This window comes from Saccharothrix sp. 6-C (assembly GCF_016695385.1).
Classification (GTDB): domain Bacteria; phylum Actinomycetota; class Actinomycetes; order Mycobacteriales; family Pseudonocardiaceae; genus Actinosynnema; species Actinosynnema texasense.
Map to the genome: position 1 here is coordinate 2,465,739 of NZ_CP064192.1, position 20,132 is coordinate 2,485,870.

20 protein-coding genes are annotated in these 20,132 nt (G+C 72.9%); 12 read left to right on the forward strand and 8 right to left on the reverse strand.

Annotated features, from left to right (window positions below; all coding sequences use genetic code 11):
- Positions 1-63 precede the first annotated feature (63 nt).
- Positions 64-798 (forward strand): lysophospholipid acyltransferase family protein, encoded by a 735-nt coding sequence (locus tag IOD16_RS11185; RefSeq protein WP_236594903.1) that lies wholly within the window; start codon positions 64-66, stop codon positions 796-798.
- A 3-nt stretch (positions 799-801) separates the two neighbouring features.
- Here IOD16_RS11185 and IOD16_RS11190 read toward each other — a convergent pair whose 3' ends face one another.
- The gene (locus tag IOD16_RS11190; RefSeq protein ID WP_201439972.1) at positions 802-1,260 is read right to left on the reverse strand and encodes a YkvA family protein; all 459 of its coding nucleotides are present in this window, start codon (positions 1,258-1,260) and stop codon (positions 802-804) included.
- A gap of 119 nt (positions 1,261-1,379) precedes the next feature.
- Between IOD16_RS11190 and IOD16_RS11195 the strand changes: the two genes are divergently transcribed.
- Together IOD16_RS11195 and IOD16_RS11200 are read left to right on the forward strand one after the other, a co-directional pair.
- Positions 1,380-2,018, forward strand: coding sequence for a lipocalin family protein (locus tag IOD16_RS11195; RefSeq protein WP_201439973.1), 639 nt, complete (start codon positions 1,380-1,382; stop codon positions 2,016-2,018).
- Positions 2,018-3,358, forward strand: coding sequence for a S1 family peptidase (locus IOD16_RS11200; protein ID WP_201439974.1), 1,341 nt, complete (start codon positions 2,018-2,020; stop codon positions 3,356-3,358). Before IOD16_RS11195 ends, IOD16_RS11200 begins: the two co-directional genes overlap by 1 nt.
- A 61-nt stretch (positions 3,359-3,419) precedes the next feature.
- Here the strand turns inward: IOD16_RS11200 and IOD16_RS11205 are convergent, their stop codons facing one another.
- From IOD16_RS11205 to IOD16_RS11215, 3 genes are read right to left on the reverse strand one after another with little or no spacing between them, the layout of a single operon-like run.
- Positions 3,420-4,304, reverse strand: a complete 885-nt coding sequence (locus IOD16_RS11205) for a TAXI family TRAP transporter solute-binding subunit (RefSeq protein WP_201439975.1) — start codon at positions 4,302-4,304, stop codon at positions 3,420-3,422.
- On the reverse strand, positions 4,301-5,656 hold the full coding sequence (locus tag IOD16_RS11210) for a sensor histidine kinase (RefSeq protein WP_201439976.1): 1,356 nt from the start codon (positions 5,654-5,656) through the stop codon (positions 4,301-4,303). The genes IOD16_RS11205 and IOD16_RS11210 overlap by 4 nt, the downstream gene beginning before the upstream one ends.
- Positions 5,657-6,343: a response regulator transcription factor gene (locus IOD16_RS11215; RefSeq protein ID WP_201439977.1), complete on the reverse strand. Its 687-nt coding sequence runs from the start codon at positions 6,341-6,343 to the stop codon at positions 5,657-5,659. It lies immediately after the preceding gene.
- A 57-nt stretch (positions 6,344-6,400) separates the two neighbouring features.
- On the opposite strand from IOD16_RS11215, the gene IOD16_RS11220 reads away from it, so the two are divergent.
- Together IOD16_RS11220 and IOD16_RS11225 are read left to right on the forward strand one after the other, a co-directional pair.
- A complete protein-coding gene (locus IOD16_RS11220; RefSeq protein ID WP_236594904.1) occupies positions 6,401-7,126 on the forward strand; it encodes an ANTAR domain-containing protein in 726 nt (241 codons plus the stop codon).
- A 138-nt stretch (positions 7,127-7,264) separates the two neighbouring features.
- Complete coding sequence (locus IOD16_RS11225) at positions 7,265-7,969, forward strand: hypothetical protein (RefSeq protein WP_201439979.1); 705 nt, start codon at positions 7,265-7,267, stop codon at positions 7,967-7,969.
- 69 nt (positions 7,970-8,038) lie between these two features.
- Here IOD16_RS11225 and IOD16_RS40925 read toward each other — a convergent pair whose 3' ends face one another.
- Positions 8,039-9,166, reverse strand: coding sequence for a DUF6801 domain-containing protein (locus IOD16_RS40925; protein ID WP_268957700.1), 1,128 nt, complete (start codon positions 9,164-9,166; stop codon positions 8,039-8,041).
- 92 nt (positions 9,167-9,258) lie between these two features.
- On the reverse strand, positions 9,259-9,870 hold the full coding sequence (locus IOD16_RS11235) for a DUF6801 domain-containing protein (RefSeq protein ID WP_123742350.1): 612 nt from the start codon (positions 9,868-9,870) through the stop codon (positions 9,259-9,261).
- Positions 9,871-10,109: 239 nt separating this feature from the next.
- Here IOD16_RS11235 and IOD16_RS11240 point away from each other — a divergent pair, with 239 nt between their 5' ends.
- Positions 10,110-10,736: a hypothetical protein gene (locus IOD16_RS11240; protein ID WP_201439980.1), complete on the forward strand. Its 627-nt coding sequence runs from the start codon at positions 10,110-10,112 to the stop codon at positions 10,734-10,736.
- Here the strand turns inward: IOD16_RS11240 and IOD16_RS11245 are convergent.
- Positions 10,705-12,000, reverse strand: a complete 1,296-nt coding sequence (locus tag IOD16_RS11245) for a PucR family transcriptional regulator (RefSeq protein ID WP_201439981.1) — start codon at positions 11,998-12,000, stop codon at positions 10,705-10,707. The genes IOD16_RS11240 and IOD16_RS11245 overlap by 32 nt on opposite strands.
- Positions 12,001-12,676: 676 nt before the next feature.
- On the opposite strand from IOD16_RS11245, the gene IOD16_RS11250 reads away from it, so the two are divergent.
- The 6 genes from IOD16_RS11250 to IOD16_RS11275 are packed head-to-tail and all read left to right on the forward strand — an operon-like array spanning position 12,677 to position 18,833.
- Positions 12,677-13,780 (forward strand): MCE family protein, encoded by a 1,104-nt coding sequence (locus tag IOD16_RS11250; protein ID WP_201439982.1) that lies wholly within the window; start codon positions 12,677-12,679, stop codon positions 13,778-13,780.
- Positions 13,777-14,793: an MCE family protein gene (locus tag IOD16_RS11255; protein ID WP_201439983.1), complete on the forward strand. Its 1,017-nt coding sequence runs from the start codon at positions 13,777-13,779 to the stop codon at positions 14,791-14,793. The genes IOD16_RS11250 and IOD16_RS11255 overlap by 4 nt, the downstream gene beginning before the upstream one ends.
- Positions 14,790-15,770: an MCE family protein gene (locus IOD16_RS11260; RefSeq protein WP_201439984.1), complete on the forward strand. Its 981-nt coding sequence runs from the start codon at positions 14,790-14,792 to the stop codon at positions 15,768-15,770. Before IOD16_RS11255 ends, IOD16_RS11260 begins: the two co-directional genes overlap by 4 nt.
- Positions 15,770-16,777: an MCE family protein gene (locus tag IOD16_RS11265; protein ID WP_201439985.1), complete on the forward strand. Its 1,008-nt coding sequence runs from the start codon at positions 15,770-15,772 to the stop codon at positions 16,775-16,777. The genes IOD16_RS11260 and IOD16_RS11265 overlap by 1 nt, the downstream gene beginning before the upstream one ends.
- Positions 16,774-17,739, forward strand: a complete 966-nt coding sequence (locus IOD16_RS11270; RefSeq protein ID WP_201439986.1) for an MCE family protein — start codon at positions 16,774-16,776, stop codon at positions 17,737-17,739. Before IOD16_RS11265 ends, IOD16_RS11270 begins: the two co-directional genes overlap by 4 nt.
- Positions 17,739-18,833, forward strand: a complete 1,095-nt coding sequence (locus IOD16_RS11275) for an MCE family protein (protein ID WP_201439987.1) — start codon at positions 17,739-17,741, stop codon at positions 18,831-18,833. The genes IOD16_RS11270 and IOD16_RS11275 overlap by 1 nt, the downstream gene beginning before the upstream one ends.
- Here IOD16_RS11275 and IOD16_RS11280 read toward each other — a convergent pair.
- Complete coding sequence (locus IOD16_RS11280; protein ID WP_201439988.1) at positions 18,830-20,104, reverse strand: PIN-like domain-containing protein; 1,275 nt, start codon at positions 20,102-20,104, stop codon at positions 18,830-18,832. The two genes, IOD16_RS11275 and IOD16_RS11280, sit on opposite strands and share 4 nt — an antisense overlap.
- Positions 20,105-20,132 lie beyond the last annotated feature (28 nt).

The window sequence follows — 20,132 nt, forward strand, 5'->3', positions numbered from 1 at the left end:
GTCGAACTCGATCAGACCCGGGCGACGGCGGTGCGGTGGGGCGCGGTGAGGGCGTCCGCGCCCATGACCGAAGATCCTGCCGTGACGTTCTCCCAGATGGTGGCGCTGACGACCCGCTTGCCCAGACGGGGCCGCGGTTTCTGGTACTCCGTGGCGATCGACCTGCTGTGGCCGCTGGTGGTGCTGTTCGTGCGGATGAGGATGGCGGGCCGGACGAACATCCCGCGCGAGGGCGCGGTGCTGCTGGCGTCCAACCACCTGTCCTTCGCCGACCCGGTGACGCTGACCGCGTTCGCGCTGGCGTCCGGCCGGGTGCCCCGGTACCTGGCCAAGGCGAGCCTGTGGAAGGCGCCGGTGCTCGGGTGGGTGATGTCGTCGGGGCGGCACATCCCGGTCGACCGCAACAGCGTGCGGGCCGGTCGGGCGCTGGACAGCGCGCGCACGTCGTTGGACGAGGGGCAGTGCGTGATCGTCTACCCCGAGGGGACCTTCACCAACGACCCCGACGGTTGGCCCATGCGCGGCAAGAACGGCGTCGCGCGGCTGGCGCTGGCCTCCCGCACGCCGGTCGTGCCGGTGGCGCAGTGGGGCACCCGGGAGCTGCTGCCGCCGGGGAAGTTCGTGCCGCGGCCGTGGCGCAAGGTGTCCGTGGTGGCGGGCGCGGAGGTCGACCTGTCCGACCTGTACGGGCTGGAGCCGACCAAGGCCGTGCTGGACGAGGCGACCGCGCGGATCATGGACGCGGTGACCGCGCTGCTCAGCGGCGTGCGCGAACTGCCCCGGCCCGCGGGCGGCTGAGGGTCAGCGGCTCTTCCCTGCCTTGCCCGAGCGCTCCCGCTCCCACCGCAGGTACTGGCCCGTGACGGTGGACACGCTGGTGAGCAGCCACACGGCGACGCCCGCGTCGTCGGTCACGCCGATCAGCGGCAGCAGCTCGGGCAGCAGGTCGATCGGGGAGACGAGGTAGAGCACGGCGAAACCCCACGTGGCCATCGTGCTGGTCGGCAGGCCGTAGGCCTTGCGCTCGCGCAGCAGCCGGGGCAGGGCCTTCGCCCGGTCGAACACGTTGCCGACCGGGCGCGGCTCGCCGTTGCGCTCCCACCGCCGCCGCCTGCGCACCACCCACAGCACACCGGCCGCCACGCCGAGCACCACCAGGGCGGAGCCGGCGACGACGGGTGGCAGGCCGACCAACTCGTCGTCACGCCACAGCAGTGTGCTCAGCCCGAGCAGGGTGAGGACCACGCTGAGGAAGATCACACGTCCATGGTAGTGGCGGCGAGGCCTCCACGCGGGCGGGGCGGGCGCCGGATCACGGCGCGGAAACTTCCGGATCAACCGGCTCACGGCGCGGGCGGGCCGGTCAATACGATGGCCCGGTGAGCGATTCCCCCCGGTTACCGGCGCGATCCGTCGTCGTGGTGCTGTTCGTCGTCGCCGCTTGTGCCGTCCTCGCGGCCGGCGGGTTGACCGCCGCGGTCCTCGCCGACGCGTCGCCCCGCGAGGCCGCGCCGGTGGCGGCGGGGAGGCCCTCGCCCACCGCCCGCGCGGACACCACCCGCCCCGTCGGGCCCCCGTTGTGCCTGATCGGCTCGTGGCGCACGGTGCAGGAGCAGGTGATGGTCAAGTTCTACAACAACGAGGACCCGCTGCCGTTCGTCACCTCCGGCCGGGCGTACGAGTTCCGACCGGACGGCACCGGGACCGAGCGGATGGACGACGTGGTGTTCCAGGGCACGTTCCAGGGCAACGAGCTGCGGCTGGTCGGCAACGGGATCATCGAGTTCACCTGGAGCGCGACGGAGGGGACCATCACCTACGGCGCCCCGACCAAGGCCGAGTTCACCTGGGCCTACTACGACCAGCGCGGCCTGGTGGAGACCCAGACGATCCCCTCCGAACAGGCGCGGCACGAGGTGGACGACTACGCCTGCCAGGGCGCCCAGCTCGTGGAGAGCAACTCCCGCGGCTACCGCTCGGTGTGGGCCCGGACCACCGGGTTCGGGGTGTACGGCTGATGCGCGCGGTGCTCGTCGCGGCGGCGTTGCTGGCGCTCGCCGCCGCACCCGCCGCGGCGCCCGCTCCGATCGCCTCCGCCGCCGGGCAGCCGTCGAGCCCGGAGGAGCTGGCCGCCGCCATCGCCCGGCCCGCGATCGTGTTCATCACCGTGGAGTGGCACGGCTGGGTGCGGGACAAGCGCACCGGCGAGGTGTTCGGCGGCGCGGACGGCTACGTCGTGAAGGCGACGTGCAGCGGCGTGGTGATCCGGCCGGACGGGCACGTGGCCACCGCCAGCCACTGCGTCCACACCGGACCGCAGGGCGGCGCGGGCGCGTTGTTCGACGCGGCGATCGAGGACCTCGCGGCGGTGGGCCGGGTGGTGGACCGGGCCGCGGCCAAGGCGCAGCTGGCCGAGCACGCCGTCGCCGAGGGCGCGGACCCGGACCGACCGGTCGACCGGGCGATCCAGGTCGAGCGGATGGAGGCCACCGGCGACGGGCCGATCCGGGACGTCGCGCCCGCCACCGTGGTCGACCTCGTCGCGCCGACCGAAGGCGACGTGGCGGTGCTGAAGGTGCCGCGCGAGCACCTGCCGTCGTTGGCGATCAGGGCCGACCAGACGCCGGTCGGCACGCCGATCCTGGCCATCGGCTACCCCGGCTCGGCGGGCGCGGCGGTCGACCCGAGCCTGGAGCCGAGCAACAAGAACGGCCAGGTGTCGGCCCGTCGGACGCAGAACGACCGCCCGTTCTACGAGTTCAGCGCCGCCGCCACGCAGGGGATGAGCGGTGGGCCGGTGGTCGACATGGACGGCCGGATCGTCGGTCTGGTCAGCCAGGGCGCGCCGGGGGAGACGCAGTCGTTCAACTTCGCCGCCGCGTCGTCGACGTTGTCGGACGTGTTGGCGGGCAAGGACGTGTCGGCCGAGCCGGGCCCGCACGACCGCGACTACCGGACCGCGCTGGACCGCTACTTCGCGGACGACTTCGACGGCGCGGTGGAGGGGTTCGACGACGTGCTGGCCGCGTCGCCCGGACACCTGCAGGCGACCGAGTACCGGCGGCTCGCGGTCGACCGGGGCGGGTCGGCCGGCGGGGGCACGTCGCTGCTGATCGGGTTGGCGGTGCTCTGCGGCGGTGTCGCGGTGGCCACGGCGACGGCGGGCACGGCGATCGCGCTGACCCGGCGGCGTCGGCTGTCGCCCGCCGTGCCGCCGCCCGGTCCCGTGCCGCCGCCGGTGGTGTCCGATGTGGACACGCCGCCGTTCGGCATCCCGGTCCGGGTCGCGCCGGCGACGCCCGAGGTGGCGCGACGCGACGACGAGGACGAGCCGACCACGCCGGGGTCCACGTCCTGAGCGTTGAACTCAGGTGCTCCGGGCGTTGGACTCTCGCGCCGTGAGCGTTGGACTCTCGCGGTCAGCCGTGTAGGTCGCGGTAGGTGGCGGCGGCGCCGGGGTGCAGCGGCAGGCCCGCGGTGCCGATCAGGCTGCGCACGTCGAGGAACTGGGTGCCCAGCGCCTGCCGGGGCACCAGGGCGGCGGCGCGGGAGATCAGCGTGCGGGTGACCGCGGCGGCCGCCCCGTCCGGCAGCGACGCCCGGCACACCAGCAGGTTCGCCACCCCGATCGTGGGCACCTCGCGGGTCGCGCCGTACACCTCGATCGGCACCGGCACCTGCTCGTACACCGACCCGTGCGCCGCGCGCAGCTGCGGCACCAGCTCGGCCAGCGGCAGCAGGCGGATGCCGGGCAGCCCGTCCAGCGCCGGCGTCGGCACGCCACCCGACCACAGCAGCGCGTCGACCCGCCCCGCCGCCAACGCCTCCGCCGCGTCGCCGAGCTTGCGGTGCTCCACCCGCACCGAGTCGCCCAGCCCGAGCGCGGCGAGCATCCGCTCACCGGACAGCGACGCGCCGGAGCCCTCCGCGCCCAGCGACACGGTCCGCCCGGCCAGGTCGGCGGGCGTCCGCGCCGGATCGTCCTCCCGCACGACCAGCTGGAGGTAGTTCTCGTACACCCGGCCGAGGGCGCGCAGCTCCAGCCCCGGGTCGGCGACGAGCGCGGAGTCGGCCAGCGCGAGCGCGACCTGGGCCCCGCCCGACGCCAGCAACGCGAGGTTCGCCAGGCTGCCCTCGGTCTCCAGCGCCCGGCCGCGCACGTCCACCAGCTGCTCCGCGAGCAGGGTGGCGAAGTCGAAGTACAGGCCCCCGCGCTCGCCGGCGGCGATGGCCAGCTCACCCGACGGCGCGCCGGTCGCGCACCCGGCGGCCAGCAGCCCGAGCAGGAACACCCGCCGGTTCACAGCGCCGGCTCCAGCGGCAGCGCGACCCGGGCGGTGAACCCGTCGGCCGACGACAGGTCCAGCACCCCCTGCCGCGCCCTGACCAGCTGGTCCGCGATCGCCAGGCCGAGCCCCGTGCCCGGCTGCCCGGACCGCCCGCGCCAGAACCTCGACGTGGCCAACGCCAGCTCCTCCTCGTCCAGCCCGGGGCCGTCGTCGTGCACCTCCACCCAGCCGACGCCGGCCGCGCGGTCCGCGCCGAGCGACACCCGCACCGCGCCGCCGTACTTCACCGCGTTGTCCAGCAGCACGTCCAGCACCTGCGCGAGGTCGGACTCCGGGCAGCGCACCAGCACCGCCAACGCGGGTGTCGCGGGCAGCGGCACCTGCCAGAACCCGGCCCGGTCCACGGCCACCGCGCCGACGTCGGCCAGCTCCGGCTCGCGCCCGCCCGCCGCGACCTCGGTGGCCGCGCTCTCCGCCGAGGCCAGCGCCAGCAGCCCGTCCAGCAGCGACTCCAGCCGTTCGATCTCGGCCACCCCCGCCGTGTAGGCGCGCACGCCCTCCGGCTTGACCTGGCCGCTCAACGTGTCCATCCGCAGCCGCAACGCCGCCATCGGGTTGCGCAGCTGGTGCGAGGCGTCCGCGATCAGCCGTCGCTGCTGGTCGGCGGCCTCGGTGACGGCGTCGGACATCCGGTTGAACGACTCCGACAGCTCGCGCACCTCCGGGGGCCCGCTGCCGCTGGCCACGTGCGCCCGCCGTTCGCCGGCGGCCACCGCCCGCACGCCGTTCGCCAGCTCCGCGAGCGGCTTGAGCAGCCAGCGGGTGACGGCCAGCACCAGCAGGATCGAGATGACGGCCGCCGCGAGCGCGCCACCGAGGACCAGCAGCCACCGCCCGGCCACGTCCCCCGCCGCGCGGTCCACCGACGCGCGCAGCACCACCGCCCCGGCAACCCTGGTGCCGGTGCCGACCGGCCGGGCGAACACCACGTGCCCCGACGACCACGGCGTCAACGTCGGCACGGCCGACGCGGGCTGGTTGCGCAGCGCCGCGTCCAGCACCCGCGCCAGGGCGGGGTCGTCCGAGGTCAGACCGGCCTGGGCGACCGGCTGCCGGCGCGCGTCGACCACCACCACCGGGTCGCCGTACAGCGCGACGTACGCGGCGACCTCGTCCTCCAGCGCGGCCTTGTCGCCGGTGGTCTCGGCCTGCTGGGCGAGCGCGGCGAACCGGTCCAGGTCACCGGTGCGCGTGAGCACGAACCGCTGGGTGCGCTCGGTGGCCGTCGACGACAGCAGCGGTACGGCGAACGCGGCCACGGCGGCGGCCGAGAACAGCAGGAGCACCAGCAGCAGGCGGCGGCGCATTCACGTCCCCGTCCGGTCGTCGGCGCCGCCGGGGCCCAGCCGGTAGCCGAACCCGCGGATGGTGGTCAGCAGGCCGGGGCGTCCCAGCTTGGCCCGCAGGCCCGCCAGGTGCACGTCCAGCGACCGCGACACGGCCAGGTAGGCGTCGCCCCAGACCTCGTCCATGAGCTGCTGGCGGCTGACCGCCGTGCCCGCGCGGCCGGCCAACGCGGCCAGCACGTCGAACTCCTTGGTGGTCAACAAGACCTCCGCCTCGGCCACCACCACCCGCCGGCCCTCCAGGTCGATCTCCACGTCGCCGATCCGCACCGTCCGGTCCTTCGGCCCGGTGAGCGCCGCGCTGCGCCGCGCGACCGCGTCCATCCGGGCGAGCAACTCTCCGAGGCGGACCGGTTTCACCAGGTAGTCGTCGGCGCCGAGCCGCAGACCACGCACTATGGACCGCTCGTCGCCCCGGGCTGTGAGAACCAGCACCGGCACCGGCGACACCTTGCGGATCTTGCGCAGCACCTCCAACCCGTCCGTGTCGGGCAGCCCGAGGTCGAGCAGCAGCAGGTCGAAGTCGCGGTGTACCAGGAGCGCGTCCGAGCCTCGCGCCACCCGGCTCGGGCGGTGGTCGTTGGCCTCGAGCGCCTCGACCAAGGCGTCCGCGACCCCGTCGTCGTCCTCGACGAGCAGCACGCGCACCCGTCCACCCCCTTTTGGTTGGGGCGATTATGGCCTCCGAGGTGTAAACAAGTGGCTGTGAGCATTGAGGAACACGTGCCTGCGTCCCTGCTGGACGAGGCGAGTGAGGCGCTGGAGGAGCTGGCCGGTGTGCTGGCCGACGGCCAGCCGCTGAACGACGCCCTCCAGCAGCTCGCCGAATCGGCGGCGCGGGTCATCCCGGACGCGGAGAACGTGTCCGTGACCCTCATCGGCCCGGAGGGCGCGTCCACCGCGGCCTGGACCGACGAGAAGGTCGTCGCGATCGACCGCGACCAGTACGCGACGGGCAACGGGCCGTGCCTCGAAGCGGCCAGGACCCAGCGGCCGGTGCGGGCCACCGTGGCGGGCGGCCGGGTGATGTGGCCCGAGTTCGCCGCCGCGGCCGAGCGCGCGGGCGTGCGGGCGTACCTGTCCGCGCCGATCGCGGTGGAGGACGACGTGCTCGGCTCACTGAACCTCTACAGCTCGGAGGACCGGGCGTTCGACCCGTTCGACGAGGCGTTGTTGCGGCTGTTCGTCACCGCCGCGATCACCTCGATCACCGGCTTCCGCCGCTACGAGCGGTCCCGCAGGCTGGTCGAGCACCTCCAGCGCGCGCTGGAGTCGCGCGGCGAGATCGACCAGGCCAAGGGCGTGCTGATGGCCGCGCACGGCGTCGACGAGCGGGAGGCGTTCGCCCGGCTGGTGACCGAGTCGCAGCAGCACAACATCAAGCTGCGCGAGGTGGCCCGCAACCTGCTCGCCTCGGTCCGGAGACCCTGATTGTCATGCCCCTGACAAAAGACGTATCAGAATTTTGGTTTTCGGCACAGGCGTGAATTGCCCGGTTCCGGTGCTCTCGAATTCGGTTAGAATGGCCGGCGGAAAGTCGCTCTCCCCCATTCCGGTTCGAGGAGGAGTATGCGCGGGAACCGTGTCGCCGCGGCGGGGTTGGTCGTCGTGGCCTCCGTCGCGCTCACCGCGTGCACCGACGGCCCGCCGTCGACGATGAGGACGTTCGACACGCCGCAGGCGCTGGCCGAGGCGAACCGGGTGGCCGCCGAGCGCGAGGGGTCGGTCACCGTCGACCTCGACCTCGCGAGCAGCGGCAAGGGCAGTTGCGAGGTGCGCACCGACGACTTCGCCGCGTCCTGCCGGATCTCCGTCGCCGACGCCTCGGAGGTCTCGTACGTGATGGTGCCCGACGGCATCTTCGTGCGGATACCGCGGGCCCGGACGCCGCAGCCGGACAGGTCGTGGCTCAGGATCGACCCGGACGACCCGACCAACGCGCTGGCGCGTGCCATGGCGGACGTCGCCGTGCGCGTCCGCGACGCCGCCGACATCCGCAAGGCGCTGCCCGAGGGCGCGCGGATCGTGGAGAGGGCCGAGGAGTCGGTGTCCGGCAGGCAGACCGTCCGCTACACCGCGCACGTGGCGGTGGACGGGCGGGCGTCGGTGCTCGAGCTGTGGGTGGACGACCAGGACCGGCCGGTGAAGACGGAGGTGAGCACGCCGGTCGAGGGCGGTGAGCCGGTGCGGGGGGTCGCGAGCTACCGCGACTGGGGCAAGCCGGTCGAGATCGCCGTGCCCACGCCGGAGCAGCTCGTCGAACTGCCCGGTTGACCCCGCTGCGGACCGGCCCCCTCCGGAGTTCCCGGAGGGGGCCGATGTCGTTGGCGGGCAACGGCTTCGTCAGGTGCGCCGGCGGGTGTGGCGCAGGCGCAGGAGCACGCCGGCTCCCAGGGCCAGGAGCGCGCCGCCGAGGACCAGCGGACCGGTGATGGAGGAGCCGGTGTAGGCGAGCCCCGTCTTGTCCGGGTGCGACACCGGGACCACGGTCTGCGACGTGGTCGTCGTGGTGCTGCTGCTGGTGGTGGCCGACGTCGTGGTGCTGGTGGCGGCGCTCGTGGTGGTGGACGTCGGAGCCGTTGTGGTGGTGGACCTCGTGGTGGTGCTGGTGGTCGGCTGAGCAGTGGTCGTGCTCGTCGTCGTGGTGGTGGTCGGCCGAGTGGTGGTCGTGGTGGTGGTGGTGGTGGTCGTCGGACTCGTCGTGGTCGTCGTGGTGGGATCGGTCGTAGTGGAATCGGTGGTCGAGGTCGTGGTCGTCGTGGTGGTGGTGGGTTCCGTGGTTGTGGTTGTGGAGTCGGTGGTGGTGGTCGTCGGCTCCGTGGTGGTGGTCGTGGTGGTCGTTGTCGTGGGTTCGGTCGTCGTCGTGGTGCCCTCGGGCCGCACCGTGAACTCGTGCAGACGAGTCGACTGGCCCGGCTTGAGCGTGCACGGCGAGGTGAACGTGCCCAACCCCGTCTCCGAACCGTCGGCGGTGCGCGGGGTCAGGGTGGTCACGAAGTCGCCGACGTCGATGGTCGTGGCGCCCGCGAAGGGGAAGCTCAGCGACGGCGTGGTGCCCGTGGCGACCGTGTCGAACGCGCCGGACTCCGGGACCGCGGTCTTGGCCACGGTCAGGTCGGGCACGATGTCGAGCACCAACCCCGCGTTGTCGACCACCGTCTGCGCCGACGCGGTGCCTTCCACGCTCACCGCGCCGACGAGCCGCAGGCCCTGCGTCGCCAGCTCCGGCACGGTGGCGGTGGCGGTCACCCGAGCCTCGGGGACGGGTTCGCCGACCACCGCGGTGTCCGGGAGGTCCTCGACCACGATCTCGACGCTCATGTCCTGCGCGCCGATCAACGGGAACGGGCAGTTGTAGACCAGGGTGAGCCTCGCCGTCGCCGCGCTGCCGACGCCCGCGCCCCACAGGGCCGATCCGCCGACCACCACCGCGGCGACGCCCAGCGCCGCCACCCGGTGCCGCAATCTCATGTCAGGTCCTCTCCTGCGAGAACGTCGGGGCGGGCCGGCGACGTCGCCGGCCCGCCCGCGGTCGGATCACTGCCCGGTGCCGTCGACGACGGTCAGGCGGCCGACACGGTGAAGGTGTGGAGCAGGGTGTTCTGGTTCGCCTTGAGCGTGCAGGGCGAGGTGAACGTGCCGAGGCCGGTCAAGCTGCCGTCGGCCCGGCGCGGCGTCAACGTGGTGCTGAAGGCGCCGACCCGGACCGTGGTGGTGCCCGCCCTGGTGAAGGTGACCGGCGCCGTGCCGCCCGTGGCGATGGTGTTGAACGAGCCGGACGCCGGGATGTTCGTCTTGGCCACCACGAGGTTGGCCACGACGTCCTGCACCGCGCCCGCGTTGTCCACCGCGGTGCTCGCCACCGCGGTGCCTTCGACGGTCGTCGCGCCGACCAGCCTGAGTCCCAGGGTCGCGCTCGACGGCACGGTGGCGACGGCGGTCACCCTCGTGGCCGGGACGGGCTGGCCGACCACCGCGGAGTCGGCCAGGTCGGCCACGGTGATGCGGACCGTCATCTCCTGCGTGCCGATCAACGGGAACGGGCAGCTGTACGCCAGGGTCAGGCTCTTGGTGGCGGCCATGCCGGTGCCCGCGCCGGCGAACGCCACCGATCCGATGACGGCGGTGGCGACCGCGAGTGCGCCGATGACCGTCCGGCCAGTGAGTTTCAGCATGTGCGTCTCCTCGTCGAGAGCAGTGCGAAAACGGGGTGTTCGGAGTGCGGCGGAAGCTACTCGTCAGTAAAGTAGCTTTGTCGACCGAGTTGGGCAAGTATTTCGCTCACGTTTTCCGGGGATGTCAGACGGGCGACAAAAGGGCTGGAAAGGTTTGTCACGCACGTGACAAATCAATGGCCGGCGCTTGTGCGGCCCAGGCCGGGAAAGTAGTTTCGAAGAATGGGCGGAGCCGGGCGGTGAGGGTCGCGGTGGTGCTGGCCGCGGTCGCCGCGCTGCTGGGCGCGGCGCTCACCCCGACGTGGGTCGTGCGCCACGCCGAGGTGCGCGCCCCGGTGCTGACGGCCGGCATCAAGGTCGTCTACCGGGTCGAGGGGGTCAGCCGGATCCACAAGCTCCAGTCCGAGCTCGCCATCGGCCCCGGCATCCTCGAAGCCGAGATCGACCTCGTCAGCGGCACCATCACCGGCGACCTGTCGCTGCCGCCGAGCTTCGGCTACTTCGTCGTGTTCGGCTTCGTGCCCACCACCGCGCGCGCCGACCTGATCCCGGTCGTCGAGGTCACCGGGAAGATCGTGGACGGCTACGTCCGCGCGAGCACCAGGCTCGTCGTCAAGCTCGCCGACGTCGCCGTCGACCGGCAGCCGTTGGACGTCGGCGGGACGTGCGAGACCGTCGAACCCGCGTCGATCGACCTGGAGGGTCCGTTCGAGCTGGCGAAGATGCGGATGACCGGCGTCTACGCGATCCCGCCCTTCGGCGGCTGCCAGGGCCGCGAGCGGCTGGACCCGCTGCTGACCGGGCTGATCTCCGGACCGGGCAACGCGCTCGACCTCACGCTGACCTTGCTCCCGGAGGTCCCGTGAACCCCCGCGGCCCCGCCGGGCCGAGCCGCCGCGGTTGCCCGGCCGCGTCGCCCAGCAGCCGCAGCGCCCGCAGCGCGATGCCCATGTCGAACAACGCGTCCGGGTCGTGCAGCTTCGCCCCGAACAGCTCCTCCAGCTGCCGCAACCGGTAGCGGACCGTCTGCGGGTGCACGGCGAGGCTCGACGCGACCTCCGGCGCGCTGCCGCGCGTCTCCACCCACGCCGCCATCGTCTCCCGCATCCGCTGCTGCTGCTTCGGCGTGAGCCCTTCCAGCGGCGCGAGCGCCCGCTTCACCAGCTCGCGCACCAGCTCCTCGTCGCCGAGCAGCAGCAACGTCGACAGGTGCTCGGTGGTGTCCACCATCGGCCGGTCCGCGATCACGCCCGACTGGATCAGCGTGATGGTGCGGCGCGCCCAGCGCAGCGACTGCCGGGCCGACGTCAGCGGCACGACCGGGCCGACCGCCGCGCGCCACCCGCCCAGCTTCTGCTCCAGCGCGACCAGCTGCCGTTCGGGGTCGGTGAGCAGCAGGCACGGCTCGCTGCCCTCCAGGTCCATCAGGATGTCCTCGTGCAGCACCGGTATCGGCAGCTGGTGCTGGTCGGTGCGCCGTTCCAGGGCCACCACCAGCACCTTGTCGGGCAACGGCCAGTGCGCGGCCTCGGCCAGCTCGGTGAGCGCGTTCGGGTGGTAGCCCGGTTCGCCCAGGAGCAGCTCCAGCAGCCGCTTGCGCCGCCGCTGCACCGCGCCCGCGTGCCGGGCCTGCGCCTCGGCGTAGCCCTCCATCGACCGCAACGACAGCTCGTCGATGTAGGCGAAGATCGCCTCGGCGATCAGGCACATGGTGGCCAGCGGCACGCGTTCGGTCTGCCCGAACTCGGAGATCCGCCGCCACGCGACCCGCGCCCCGATCCGGTACGCGGTCTGCAGCAGGTCCAGGCTGCGCCCGGCGCTGACCTCGAGCTTGCCGAGCAGCCGGAACAGCTTGGCCCGGTCCTCCCGCTGCGCGGTCGGGTCGACCATCCGGTCGATGAACTGGTGGATCGCCTGTTCCACTCCCTCGACCACCACCTGGCCGAACATCCCCTCCAACTTCTGTGAATATTCGGAGATCTGGTTCTGGATTTCCCGGACCATGTCCACGGCCACGTCGCCGGCCCGCGCGCGGAACTTCGGCGCGAGGTCGGCGGGCAGTTGCTCCCACAGGTCCGCGTTCCCGATGAGCGGTAACTCGGAGGCTCGGAGTTCTCCGGTTCTGTTCATGCTGTTCGCCCACCACCAAACGGTCGGGTGTGATTCCGAACACTGTATTTTTGATCAAGAAAAGTTGTCAACCAGGGCGCACTGCCCTGACGAAGTCGCCGGTGTTGTCGTGCGCCGCGTGACAAGAACGGCGTCGGCGGCGGGCCGCCTCGGCCCGGCCGGCGGGGGCTGCGCCTCGGCCGCGCCCGGCCCGGTGATCCGGCGGTCCGCCCCGCCGCGGGGCGCACCCCCGGCACGGGTGCGGCGCGGCCCGGAGCCGTGCGGCCGACCCGGTCGTCCGGCTCGCGTCGAGCCGCCGCGACACCGGTCCGGGGGCCTGTCCGGACACCCGTTCGGACGCCGGGTCCCGGGCGGGCGCCTCGACCGGTGGCCGCGGCGCCCGATCGGGCCGGCGCGGCTGGACCGTCCCGGCGCGGCGGGTCACCCGAACGCAGTGCGCCGACTGTGCCAAGCGTGCACCCCCGATCGTCGACCACGCCGATCATTGTTAGCCGCACCGCGGGCCGGGGCGCCAGGCTCCGATCGGGTTTGTGCAGCCGGGTGAGTGTTTCGCGCACCAACTTTGTCACGTCCCTGACAAAGGTTTCGGGTGCTTGTGCGGTGGACCGCCCGTTAGTAACGTACTCGTCGGTAACGTCATTTCGGTTTATTCGCACCGCACTTTCGGAGAATACCCGTGGCATTACGCCGTCGCCTGTCGGGGCTGCTGTTCGCCGCCCTGCTCGTCGCGCTGTGCGGCTTGTCCGTCGCGGCGTACCAGAAGGTGTTCACGCCCCGGGTCACCGTGCTGCTGCGCACCGACCACGTCGGCAACCAGCTCCAGGCCGAGTCGGACGTGAAGCTGCTCGGCGTGCTGGTCGGCGAGGTGCGGGCGATCCGCTCGCGCGGCGACGGCGCCGAGGTGGAGCTCGGCCTGCACCCCGACCAGGTCGACCGCATCCCGGCCAACGTCTCCGCCCGGCTGCTGCCGAAGACGCTGTTCGGCGAGCGGTTCGTCAGCCTGGAGCTGCCGGACGACCCGGCGGGCGCGCTCGGCGACGGCTCCGTGATCGAGCAGGACCGCACGTCCGGCGCGGTCGAGCTGGAACGGGTGCTCGCCGACCTGCTGCCCACGTTGCAGGCCGTGCGGCCGGACAAGCTGTCCTCCGCGCTGACGTCGATGGCGCAGGCGCTCGACGGGCGCGGCGCGACGCTGGGGCAGGCGATCGTGCGGCTCGACGCCTACCTGCGCGAGCTGAACCCGCAACTGCCCGTCCTCAAGGAGGACATCAGCGAGTTCGCCGACGTCACCGGCGTGTACGCCGACGCGGGACCGGACCTGCTCCGGGCGCTGGGCGACGCCACCGCGGTCAGCCGCACCATCGCCGAGCAGCGCGCCGACCTCGACGCCGTGTACTCCAGCCTCACCACCGCGTCCGCGGACCTGACCGGGTTCCTGCGCGCCAACGGCGAGACGGTGGTGGCGCTCGCGGACCGGTCGCGGCCGACGTTCGAGCTGCTCGCCACCTACTCGCCCGAGTTCGGCTGCGTGCTGAGCGCGGTCAACGCCATCCGGCCGCGGATGGACCAGGTGCTCGGCAAGGGCACGGACCAGCCGGGCGTGCACGTCGAGTTCACCGTCGTGCCGCCGGCCGAGAAGTACGTGCCCGGCCGGGACGACCCGGTGCACCGGGGCGGCGGCCCGCACTGCCCGTCCGGCCCGGCCACCGCCGTCGCGCCGGACCGGGTGCCCGAGTGGGCGGGTCTCCTGACCGGCGGCGGGGAAGGGGGGCACCGATGAGGGACGTCGCCGCGCCGCTGACCAAGTTCCTGGTGTTCGTCCTGGTCACGGTCGCCGCCACCGGGTTCCTCGCGGCGACCGTCGCGGGCAGCCGGGTCGGTTCGACGGCCGTCTACCAGGCGCGGTTCACCGACGTCACGGCGTTGGCCGAGGGCGACGACGTGCGCATGTCCGGGGTGAAGGTGGGCCAGGTCGAGTCGATGGAGCTGGTCGACGACGAGCTGGTGGACGTCGCGTTCTCGGTCGCCGACGGCCGGTCGCTGTCCGCCGACGTCACCGCCACCATCAAGTACCGCAACCTGGTCGGCCAACGGTACGTCGCGCTGGAGCAGCCCGCGGGCCGGCTGGGGGAGAAGCTGCCGCCCGGCGGTCTCATCCCGGTCGAGCGGACCACCCCGGCGCTGGACCTGACCACCTTGTTCAACGGGTTCAAGCCGCTGTTCCAGGCGCTGAACCCGGAGGACGTGAACAAGCTGTCGCACGAGATCGTCCAGGTGCTGCAGGGCGAGGGCGGCACGGTGGAGAGCCTGCTCGCGCACACCGCGTCGCTCACCACCGCGCTGGCCGCCAAGGACGACGTCATCGGCAAGGTCGTGACGAACCTGAACGCCGTGCTGGAGACGGTGAACTCGCGGGACGACCGGTTCGGCGAGCTGCTGACCTCGATGCGGCAGCTCGTGTCCGGGTTCGCCGCCGACCGGGAGCCGATCGGCAACGCGATCACCGGCCTGGCCGCGTTGAGCGACAGCACGGCGTCGTTGCTGGAGCAGGGCCGCCAACCGCTCAAGGACGACATCGCCGCGCTCGGCCTGCTCGCGGGCAACCTCGGCGACGCGCCCGAGCTGGAGCCGTTCATCCGGAACCTGCCGGTGAAGTTCGAGGCGATCGGCCGCACCGCGTCCTACGGCTCCTGGCTCAACTTCTACCTGTGCTTCGCCTCCTCGCAGGCGCCGCCCGCGCCCGGCGGGCCGCCGGTCGGCATCCCCGTCACCGAATCGAGGTGCCACCGATGACGCCCAGAAGGCTGCAACGCCGACCGGTGCTGCTGGGAGCCGTCGGCCTCCTGGTCATCGCGCTCACCGCCCTGCTCACCTTCTTCCTCGAGGACCTGCCGTTCTTCGGCGGCGGCGCCGAGCACACCGCCGAGTTCACCGAGGCGGCCGGCCTGCGCGTGGACGACGAGGTCCGCGTCGCGGGCATGAAGGTCGGCTCGGTGACCGACGTCGAGCTGCACGACGGCCGGGTGCGGGTGACGTTCCGGGTCGCCGGCGTCGAGCTGGGCGACCGCAGCCGGGCCGAGATCCGGATCAAGACCCTGCTCGGGCAGAAGTACCTGGCGCTGGACTCCGAGGGTCGCGACCCGCTCACCGACACCATCCCGGTCGAGCGCACCACCTCCCCCTACGACGTGGTCGAGGCGTTCAACGGGCTGTCGACCACGGTCGGCGGGATCGACACCGGCCGGCTGGCGCAGAGCTTCCAGGTCCTCTCGGACACCTTCCGCGACTCCCCCGAGCACGTGAAGCAGGCGTTGGAAGGGCTGTCGGCGCTGTCGAAGACCATCTCCTCGCGCGACGAGCAGCTCGCGTCGCTGATCGAGGGCGCGAGCAAGGTCAGCGGGGCGCTGGCGGAGCGCAACACCGACTTCGCCGCCCTCATCACCGACGGCACGCTGCTGCTGGAGGAGATCGGCCGCCGCCGGGACGCGATCGCGGCGCTGCTCGACGGGACGCGGGCGCTGTCCCGGCAGCTCTCCGGTCTCGTCGCGGACAACGCCGAGCAGCTGCGGCCCGCGCTGGAGCAGCTGGAACGGGTCACCGACGTGCTGCGGAACAACCAGGACGCGCTGGAGCGCGGGCTCGCGCTGGCCGGGCCGTACTACCGGGTGCTGAACAACGCCCTCGGCAACGGCGAGTGGGTGGACACCTACCTGTGCGGGCTCGTGGTCGAGCCCGGCGCGCGACGCGACTGCCCGACGGGAGGCCGCTGATGTTCGTGCGCACCCGTGGCCGCCGCCGGCTGGTGGTGGCGTTGGCACAGGCATTCGCGCTGGTCCTCGTGGCGACCGCGGTGGTGTGGTGGGTCTTCCTGCGGCCGTCGCCCACCCGGGTCGTCGCCTACTTCACCGCCGCCGTCGGCGTGTACGAGGGCTCGGACGTGCGGGTGCTCGGGGTGAAGGTCGGCCGGGTGGCCGGCGTGCTGCCCGAGGGCGGGTCGGTGCGGGTGGACCTCGAGCTCGACCACGACGTGGAGGTGCCGGCGGACGCCCGCGCCGTGGTCGTGTCACCGAACATCGTGGCCGACCGGTACGTGCAGCTCACCCCCGTCTACACCGGGGGCGACAAGATCGCGCCCGGCGCCGTGATCACCAGCGCGCGCACGGCCGGGACGGTCGAGCTGGACGAGCTGTACTCCAGCCTGGACGCGTTGCTGACCGCGCTCGGCCCGACCGGGGCCAACCGGGAGGGCGCGTTGTCCGACCTGCTGAGCACCGGCGCGGAGAACCTGGACGGGACCGGCGCGGCCCTGGGCGAGTCGATCCGGCAGCTCGCGGACGCGGCGAAGACGTTGGCCGGGTCGAAGGACGACCTGTTCGGCACCGTGGACGACCTCCAGACCTTCACGGCGATGCTCGCGGCGAACGACGAGCAGGTGGGGCGCCTGGCCGACCAGCTGGCCGACGTGTCCGGGTTCTTCGCCGCCGAGCGGGACGACCTGGGCGCGGCGTTGGGCGAGCTGGCCACGGCGCTGGAGCAGGTGCGCGGTTTCGTGCACGACAACCGCGACCGGGTGAAGTCCGGTGTGGAGGACCTGGCCCTGCTGACCGGAACCCTGGTGCGCCAGCAGGAGTCGTTGACCGAGGTGCTGGAGGTCGCGCCGGTGGCGTTGCACAACGTGGTCGACGCCTACGACCCGGCGACCGGGACGCTCAACGCGCGGGCCAACCTCGACGAGTTCGTGACCGACCTGCTGAGCGTGCCCGGCGGCGCGCGGTGAGGCGGCTCGCGGCGGTGGCGCTGGTCCTGGTGCTGACCGGGTGCTCCGCGATGCCGAGCGCGTACGACCTGCCGCTGCCCGGCGGCGCGGACCTCGGCGACCGGCCGTACCGGGTGACCGTCGAGTTCGACGACGTGCTCGACCTCGTGCCGCACGCCGGCGTGAAGGTCGACGACGTGGCGGTGGGCGAGGTCGAGGACATCGGGTTGTCCGAGGACGGCTCCACGGCGTTGGTGCGGGTCGCGGTGCGCGGTGACGTGCTGCTGCCGTCGAACGCGCTGGCCCGGCTGCGGCAGTCGAGCCTGCTGGGGGAGAAGTACCTGGAACTGGCCGGGCCGGCCGAGCGGGCGGGCACGCCGCTGGTGGACGGCGCGGTGATCCCGGTGACGCGGACCAACCGCAACCCCGAGGTGGAGGAGGTGTTCGGCGCGTTGTCGATGCTGCTCAACGGCGGCGGCATCGCGCAGATCCGGGACATCTCGCGCGAGCTGAGCGCCGCGCTGTCCGGCAACGAGGCCGCGGTGAGATCGCTCCTGTCCACTGTGGACACGTTCGTGGGCGCGCTGGACTCGCACAAGGGCGAGATCACGCGCGCCCTCGACGGGCTGGACGAGCTCGCGTCGTCCCTGGAGTCGCGCAAGGGGGACATCGGCGTGGTGCTGGACGGACTGGAGCCGGGTCTGCGGGTGCTGCACGACCAGCGCGGGCAGCTCGTCGGGCTGCTGGACGCGTTGCGCGAGCTGTCCGGCGTCGCGGTCGACACGGTGGACCGCAGCCGCGAGGACCTGGTCGCCGACCTGCGGGCGTTGGAGCCGACGCTGCGGCGGCTCGCCGAGTCGGGGCAGAACCTGCCGCAGTCGCTGGAGATGCTGCTGACGTTCCCGTTCACCGACGCCGTGCTGGACGGCATCAAGGGCGACTACCTCAACACCTACCTGACCCTGGAACCCGGAGCGCGTTGATGACCACTCGGCGGATCAGGGTGCGGGTCGCGTTGTTCGCGGTCATCGCGCTGCTCGGCGTCACGTACGTGAGCGCGGAGTACGTGGGGCTCGTGGTGGTGGACGACGGGTACGCGGTCCGGCTGGAGCTGGCCCGCACCGGAGGCCTGTTCACCGGCGGCGAGGTGACGTACCGGGGTGTGCCGGTGGGGCGGGTCGGGCCGATCCGGCTGGGCGACGGGCAGGTCGAGGTGGAGCTGCGGATCGCGGCGGGCGCCCCGCCGATCCCGGCGGACCTGGAGGCCGTGGTCGCGAACCGCTCCGCGGTCGGCGAGCAGTACGTCGACCTCCGGCCCCGCGGGAGCGGCGGGCCGTACCTGGGCGACGGCTCGGTGATCGCGCGGTCGCGGACCAGGCTGCCGCTGCCGGTGGAGCAGGTCCTGACCAGCCTGGACGACCTGGCGCGCTCGGTGCCGGTCGACTCGCTGCGGACCGTGGTGGACGAGCTCGACCAGGCGTTGCGCGGCACCGGGCCGGACCTCCAGGTGCTGCTGGACGCGACCACGGAGTTCATCGGGACCGCGAGCGCGCACCTGCCGCAGACCACGCGGTTGCTGAACGACTCCGTCGCCGTGCTGCGGACGCAGCTGGACCACTCGGCGGCGATCAACTCCTTCGCCGACAGCGCGCTGCTGGTGGCGTCGCGGCTGCGCGAGTCGGACGGCGACCTGCGGCGGCTGATCGGGGCCGTGCCGGGCGCGTCGACCGAGGTGAGCGCCCTGCTGCGGGAGTCGGGGCCGAACCTGGGCGTCGTCCTGGCCAACCTGCTGACCACGGCGGACGTGCTCGTCACCCGGCAGGGCGCGCTGGAGGAGGTCCTGGTGACGGCGCCGGACGCGGTCTCGGTGGGCGCTTCGACCATCGCCTCCGGCCAGGCGCGGTTCGGGCTGGCCCTGACGTTCTTCGAACCGCCGCCGTGCGAGGCGGGCTACGAGTCCACCCCGCGCAGGAGCGGTCTGGACACGACCGCCGGCCCGTTCAACACCTCCGCCGCCTGCACCCTGCCGCGCGGCTCGGCCACCGGCGTCCGGGGCTCGCAGAACGCCCCGCGCTAGGCGGAGTCGCCGTCCTCGCCCGCGGGGTCGGGGCCGATCGCGACGACAACCTCACGCGGGATGGTGAACCCGACCACCTCCGAGTCGCTGAGAACCGCCGACAGCACCGGCTCGACGTCCCGCGCGACGACGTCGCGGCTCTGCAACATGCGGGTGATGCGCTCGACCGGGCTCGTGAAGCTCTGCCGCGTCTGCTCGTCGATGGTGTCGCTGCTGTAGATGGACTTCACGTTGATGAACCCGCCTCGGCGGGCCGCTCCGCGGATGGCCTCGGCCTGCGGCCGTTCCTCGAAGTCGAGGTGGCGGAGCAGCTCGGCCACCCCTTCGACCGACCAGAGCGAGGTCTCCTGGCTCTCGCTCACCCGGGCGACGTCGTTCACCGATTCGGTGCGCACCGAGACCTCCAACGCGGACGCCCGCCTGAGCAGGTCGACCGGGCGCATCATGTAGAGCTGCTTGCCGGACGCGGCGGCGAACTCCTCCACCAGCTCGACCCGCGGACCGAGGAAGTCCGACCGGTAGCGCCACCACCAGTCCTCCTTCTCGTCGCCGGTCACGAAGAGCAGGTCGGTGTCGCGCCGCGCCGCCTCCTGCGTCGCCTGCGCCCACACCAGGTAGTCGCCCGCCGAGCCCTCGGGGAGGGCCGAGTCGTCCTTGCCCGCGTCGAGGTAGCCGGGCGGCTCCTTGGCGGCGGCACGTCGTCTGCCCTCCTGGACGAACGCCTTCCACTGGCTGTGGTCCGGTTGCGCGCCCACCTTGCCGCGCAACAACGCCTCCAACTGGTCGAGCACCGGCTCGCGTCCCGGCACGCCCGGCGAGTCGGGCGACGGCGGGGTGTGCGACCCGATGGCCACCACCAGTTCCTGGTGCAGCGCGGCGACCTTGCCCCTGAGGTCGTCGCGGACCGCGTCGGCCAAAGCCGTGGTCTTCGCCCACTGGTGCAGCGCGTCGTCAGCGGCCCGCTGCTGCTTGGCCAGCGCCGTGAGCACCTGGTCGGTCGCCGCCGCACGGCCGGCCAGGACCGTCAGCCGGTTGCGCCAGAACTCGCGCATGACCTGGTGCGGCACCCACAGCCGGTCGCCCACCCCGCGCAGCAGGCCGAGCAGGTCGTCACGCGTGGACTCGGTGTACCGGTAGAGGTTGAGCAGCACGTTCGCGTCGACCACGACCAGCGCGGAGCGGAGGGCCTCCGCCACCTCGTCCTCGGCCGGACGGCGATAACCCGGGAAGGCGTCGTAGATTCCTGAGCTGCCCTCTGCCTGCTCGACCATGTCCGGTAGATCGTCGGGCGGGCGGCCG

Coding starts and splice junctions, on each gene's coding strand:
- IOD16_RS11225 (WP_201439979.1), top strand. CDS start 7,265: ATGCGCGGGAACCGTGTCGCCGCGGCGGGGTTGGTCGTCGTGGCCTCC.
- IOD16_RS11185 (WP_236594903.1), top strand. CDS start 64: ATGACCGAAGATCCTGCCGTGACGTTCTCCCAGATGGTGGCGCTGACG.
- IOD16_RS40925 (WP_268957700.1), bottom strand. CDS start 9,166: ATGAGATTGCGGCACCGGGTGGCGGCGCTGGGCGTCGCCGCGGTGGTG.
- IOD16_RS11255 (WP_201439983.1), top strand. CDS start 13,777: ATGAGGGACGTCGCCGCGCCGCTGACCAAGTTCCTGGTGTTCGTCCTG.
- IOD16_RS11200 (WP_201439974.1), top strand. CDS start 2,018: ATGCGCGCGGTGCTCGTCGCGGCGGCGTTGCTGGCGCTCGCCGCCGCA.
- IOD16_RS11235 (WP_123742350.1), bottom strand. CDS start 9,870: ATGCTGAAACTCACTGGCCGGACGGTCATCGGCGCACTCGCGGTCGCC.
- IOD16_RS11280 (WP_201439988.1), bottom strand. CDS start 20,104: ATGGTCGAGCAGGCAGAGGGCAGCTCAGGAATCTACGACGCCTTCCCG.
- IOD16_RS11260 (WP_201439984.1), top strand. CDS start 14,790: ATGACGCCCAGAAGGCTGCAACGCCGACCGGTGCTGCTGGGAGCCGTC.
- IOD16_RS11265 (WP_201439985.1), top strand. CDS start 15,770: ATGTTCGTGCGCACCCGTGGCCGCCGCCGGCTGGTGGTGGCGTTGGCA.
- IOD16_RS11275 (WP_201439987.1), top strand. CDS start 17,739: ATGACCACTCGGCGGATCAGGGTGCGGGTCGCGTTGTTCGCGGTCATC.
- IOD16_RS11245 (WP_201439981.1), bottom strand. CDS start 12,000: ATGAACAGAACCGGAGAACTCCGAGCCTCCGAGTTACCGCTCATCGGG.
- IOD16_RS11210 (WP_201439976.1), bottom strand. CDS start 5,656: ATGCGCCGCCGCCTGCTGCTGGTGCTCCTGCTGTTCTCGGCCGCCGCC.